The sequence below is a fragment of the Nonomuraea sp. 10N515B genome, assembly GCF_052245915.1.
GTDB lineage: Bacteria > Actinomycetota > Actinomycetes > Streptosporangiales > Streptosporangiaceae > Nonomuraea.
The window spans coordinates 1-5,055 of sequence record NZ_JBQQBQ010000151.1 but is presented as its reverse complement, the minus strand read 5'-3'; the positions used below and the strand labels follow the sequence as shown (position 1 = coordinate 5,055).

General features: G+C 57.7%; 2 rRNA genes. Both read right to left on the bottom strand.

What is annotated here, in order from left to right:
• Positions 1-6: 6 nt before the first annotated feature.
• Positions 7-3,112 (bottom strand): 23S ribosomal RNA (locus tag ACTWQA_RS58510).
• Between the two features lie 300 nt (positions 3,113-3,412).
• Positions 3,413-4,936: ribosomal RNA gene (locus ACTWQA_RS58505) — 16S ribosomal RNA — on the bottom strand.
• Together the 16S and 23S rRNA genes form the textbook arrangement of a ribosomal RNA operon.
• Positions 4,937-5,055: the final 119 nt, after the last annotated feature.

Below are 5,055 nucleotides of genomic sequence, written 5' to 3'. Positions count from 1 at the left end.
TGCTTTGTGGTCAAGTCCTCGGCCTATTAGTACCGGTCAGCTCCACGCGTTACCGCGCTTCCACCTCCGGCCTATCAACCCGGTCGTCTACCGGGGGCCTTACCCACTCTCATGGTGGGAGACCTCATCTCAAGGCGAGCTTCCCGCTTAGATGCTTTCAGCGGTTATCCCTTCCGAACGTAGCCAACCAGCCGTGCACCTGGCGGTACAACTGGCACACCAGAGGTTCGTCCGTCCCGGTCCTCTCGTACTAGGGACAGCCCCTTTCAAGTCTCCTGCGCGCGCAGCGGATAGGGACCGAACTGTCTCGCGACGTTCTAAACCCAGCTCGCGTACCGCTTTAATGGGCGAACAGCCCAACCCTTGGGACCTACTCCAGCCCCAGGATGCGACGAGCCGACATCGAGGTGCCAAACCATCCCGTCGATATGGACTCTTGGGGAAGATCAGCCTGTTATCCCCGGGGTACCTTTTAGCCGTTGAGCGACACCGCTTCCACATGCCGATGCCGGATCACTAGTCCCAGCTTTCGCTCCTGCTCGACCCGTCAGTCTCACAGTCAAGCTCCCTTGTGCACTTACACTCGACACCTGATTGCCAACCAGGCTGAGGGAACCTTTGGGCGCCTCCGTTACTCTTTAGGAGGCAACCGCCCCAGTTAAACTACCCACCAGACACTGTCCCCGATCCGGATCACGGACCAGGGTTAGACGTTCAAAACGACCAGAGTGGTATTTCACCAATGACTCCACCCGAACTAGCGTCCGAGCTTCCCAGTCTCCCACCTATCCTACACAAGACGCTCCAAACGCCAATGTCAAGCTGTAGTGAAGGTCCCGGGGTCTTTCCGTCCTGCTGCGCGTAACGAGCATCTTTACTCGTAGTGCAATTTCGCCGGGTCTGCGGTTGAGACAGCGGGGAAGTCGTTACGCCATTCGTGCAGGTCGGAACTTACCCGACAAGGAATTTCGCTACCTTAGGATGGTTATAGTTACCACCGCCGTTTACCGGCGCTTAAGTTCTCACCTTCGCCAGCTTGCGCTGACTAAGCGGTCCCCTTAACGTTCCGGCACCGGGCAGGCGTCAGTCCGTATACATCGTCTTACGACTTCGCACGGACCTGTGTTTTTAGTAAACAGTCGCTTCCCCCTGGCCACTGCGACCCCCACCAGCTCACAGAGCTAGTCCGATCACCAGCAGAGGTCCCCCTTCTCCCGAAGTTACGGGGGCAATTTGCCGAGTTCCTTAACCACAGTTCACCCGATCGCCTTAGTATTCTCTACCTGACCACCTGAGTCGGTTTAGGGTACGGGCCGCCACAACACTCACTAGAGGCTTTTCTCGGCAGCATAGGATCATCCACTTCACCACAATCGGCTCGGCATCACATCTCAGGATATACGCGAGGCGGATTTACCTACCTCACTCCCTACATGCTTACCCCAGGTCAACCATCGCCTGGGCTGGACTACCTTCCTGCGTCACCCCATCGCTTACCTACTACCCAATCAGGCCGAGCGTTCAGCCTCACACCAGTCCCGAAGGACCAGCGGACTTAAGGACTCTTAGTATCAAGGGGTTCGATATGGGCGCATTGAAGCGGGTACGGGAATATCAACCCGTTGTCCATCGACTACGCCTGTCGGCCTCGCCTTAGGTCCCGACTTACCCTGGGCGGATTAGCCTGCCCCAGGAACCCTTGGTCATCCGGCGCGAGGGTTTCTCACCCTCGATTCGCTACTCATGCCTGCATTCTCACTCGCACAGCCTCCACAACTAGATCACTCTGCTGCTTCACCGGCTGCACGACGCTCCCCTACCCACCAACAGCGCATAGCTGTCAGTGCCACGACTTCGGCGGTGTGCTTGAGCCCCGCTACATTGTCGGCGCAGAATCACTTGACCAGTGAGCTATTACGCACTCTTTCAAGGGTGGCTGCTTCTAAGCCAACCTCCTGGTTGTCTCTGCGACTCCACATCCTTTCCCACTTAGCACACGCTTAGGGGCCTTAGTCGGTGATCTGGGCTGTTTCCCTCTCGACTACGAACCTTATCGCCCGCAGTCTCACTGCCACGCTCTCACTTACCGGCATTCGGAGTTTGGCTGACGTCAGTAACCTTGTCGGGCCCATTAGCCATCCAGTGCTCTACCTCCGGCAAGAAACACGTGACGCTGCACCTAAATGCATTTCGGGGAGAACCAGCTATCACGGAGTTTGATTGGCCTTTCACCCCTACACACAGATCATCCCCCAGGTTTTCAACCCTGGTGGGTTCGGTCCTCCACCCAGTCTTACCTGAGCTTCAACCTGCCCATGCGTAGATCACTCCGCTTCGGGTCTACAGCATGCGACTCAAACGCCCTCTTCAGACTCGCTTTCGCTACGGCTCCCCCACACGGGTTAACCTCGCCACACACCATAACTCGCAGGCTCATTCTTCAAAAGGCACGCAGTCACATCACACACAAGGCGAACCTCATGTAAGCTCCTACGGCTTGTAGGCACACGGTTTCAGGTACTCTTTCACGACCCCTCACCGGGGCACTTTTCACCTTTCCCTCACGGTACTCGTGCACTATCGGTCACCAGGGAGTATTTAGGCTTACCAGGTGGTCCTGGCAGATTCACACAGGATTTCTCGGGCCCCGTGCTACTTGGGATCCCCTCAAGAAGCCTTCAAGATTTCGCCTACCCGGCTCTCACGGTCTACGGCAGCCCTTCCCAGAGCTTTCAACTACCTCGAAGGTTTATCACTTCTTGCAGACTCGGCAGAGACTGCCAGAGGGTCCCACGACCCCGGACGTGCAACGCCTGCCGGCTATCACACACGCCCGGTTTAGCCTCATCCGCTTTCGCTCACCACTACTCACGGAATCACTCTTGTTTTCTCTTCCTACGGGTACTGAGATGTTTCACTTCCCCGCGTTACCACCAACCGCCCTATACATTCAGGCGGAGGCAACACCACATGACTGGTGCTAGGTTTCCCCATTCGGACATCCCCGGATCAACGTCTGGTTGGCGACTCCCCGAGGCTTAACGCAGCCTCCCACGTCCTTCATCGGCTCCTGATGCCAAGGCATCCACCGTGTGCCCTAAAAAACTTGGCCACAAAGATGCTCGCGTCCACTATGCAAATCTCAAACAACAAACAGCAACCGGATCCCAACCCGCAATCGCGAGCTGTTCACCGGTCCTGTGTCCGAAGAAGCCGAGCGCAATGCCCGTTCCTTCAGGACCCAACAGTGTGTCCAGCCGGCACGCACCCCCACGATCCCCGTTCCCACTCCGCTGTCACCAGCGACGGTACTAACGGACGGACAATGCGTCCCTGCTGAGTAGCCAGTGCTCCACTAGTGAGCTGTCACCCCACCACACGTTCGGTGGCGATGGGTGAAGATGCTCCTTAGAAAGGAGGTGATCCAGCCGCACCTTCCGGTACGGCTACCTTGTTACGACTTCGTCCCAATCGCCAGCCCCACCTTCGACCGCTCCCCCCAGCAAGCTGGTTGGGCCACGGGCTTCGGGTGTTGCCGACTTTCGTGACGTGACGGGCGGTGTGTACAAGGCCCGGGAACGTATTCACCGCAGCGTTGCTGATCTGCGATTACTAGCGACTCCGACTTCATGGGGTCGAGTTGCAGACCCCAATCCGAACTGAGACCGGCTTTTAGGGATTCGCTCCACCTCGCGGTATCGCAACCCTCTGTACCGGCCATTGTAGCATGTTTGCAGCCCAAGACATAAGGGGCATGATGACTTGACGTCATCCCCACCTTCCTCCGAGTTGACCCCGGCAGTCCCCCATGAGTCCCCACCACCCCCGAAGAGGCGTGCTGGCAACATGGAGCAAGGGTTGCGCTCGTTGCGGGACTTAACCCAACATCTCACGACACGAGCTGACGACAGCCATGCACCACCTGTCACCCAGTCCGAAGAGGGCCCCATCTCTGGAGCTTTCCGGGTGATGTCAAACCTTGGTAAGGTTCTTCGCGTTGCGTCGAATTAAGCAACATGCTCCGCCGCTTGTGCGGGCCCCCGTCAATTCCTTTGAGTTTTAGCCTTGCGGCCGTACTCCCCAGGCGGGGCGCTTAATGCGTTAGCTCCGGCACGGAGATCGTGGAAGACCCCCACACCTAGCGCCCAACGTTTACAGCGTGGACTACCAGGGTATCTAATCCTGTTCGCTCCCCACGCTTTCGCTCCTCAGCGTCAGGTAAGGCCCAGCAAGCCGCCTTCGCCACCGGTGTTCCTCCTGATATCTGCGCATTTCACCGCTACACCAGGAATTCCACTTGCCCCTGCCTACCTCTAGCCGGCCCGTATCCACCGCAGACCCGCAGTTAAGCTGCGGGCTTTCACGGCAGACGCGACCAGCCACCTACGAGCTCTTTACGCCCAATAATTCCGGACAACGCTTGCGCCCTACGTATTACCGCGGCTGCTGGCACGTAGTTAGCCGGCGCTTCTTCTGCAGGTACACGTCAACTTCGTCCCTGCTGAAAGAGGTTTACAACCCGAAGGCCGTCATCCCCCACGCGGCGTCGCTGCGTCAGGCTTCCGCCCATTGCGCAATATTCCCCACTGCTGCCTCCCGTAGGAGTCTGGGCCGTGTCTCAGTCCCAGTGTGGCCGGTCGCCCTCTCAGGCCGGCTACCCGTCGTCGCCTTGGTAGGCCACTACCCCACCAACAAGCTGATAGGCCGCGAGCCCATCCCCAACCGAAAAGACTTTCCACCACCACCCGATGCCGGAGGCGGTCGTATCCGGTATTAGACCCAGTTTCCCGGGCTTATCCCAGAGTCAGGGGCAGGTTGCTCACGTGTTACTCACCCGTTCGCCGCTCGAGTACCCCGAAGGGCCTTTCCGCTCGACTTGCATGTGTTAAGCACGCCGCCAGCGTTCGTCCTGAGCCAGGATCAAACTCTCCAAACAATGATCATGTTCGGATGAATCATCCAAGCAATAACCGTCAAAAATGACGGGGTCATACATGTGTGATGCACATGCACTGGCTTTTAACACACTGTTGAGTTCTCAAGAAACGGACGCGT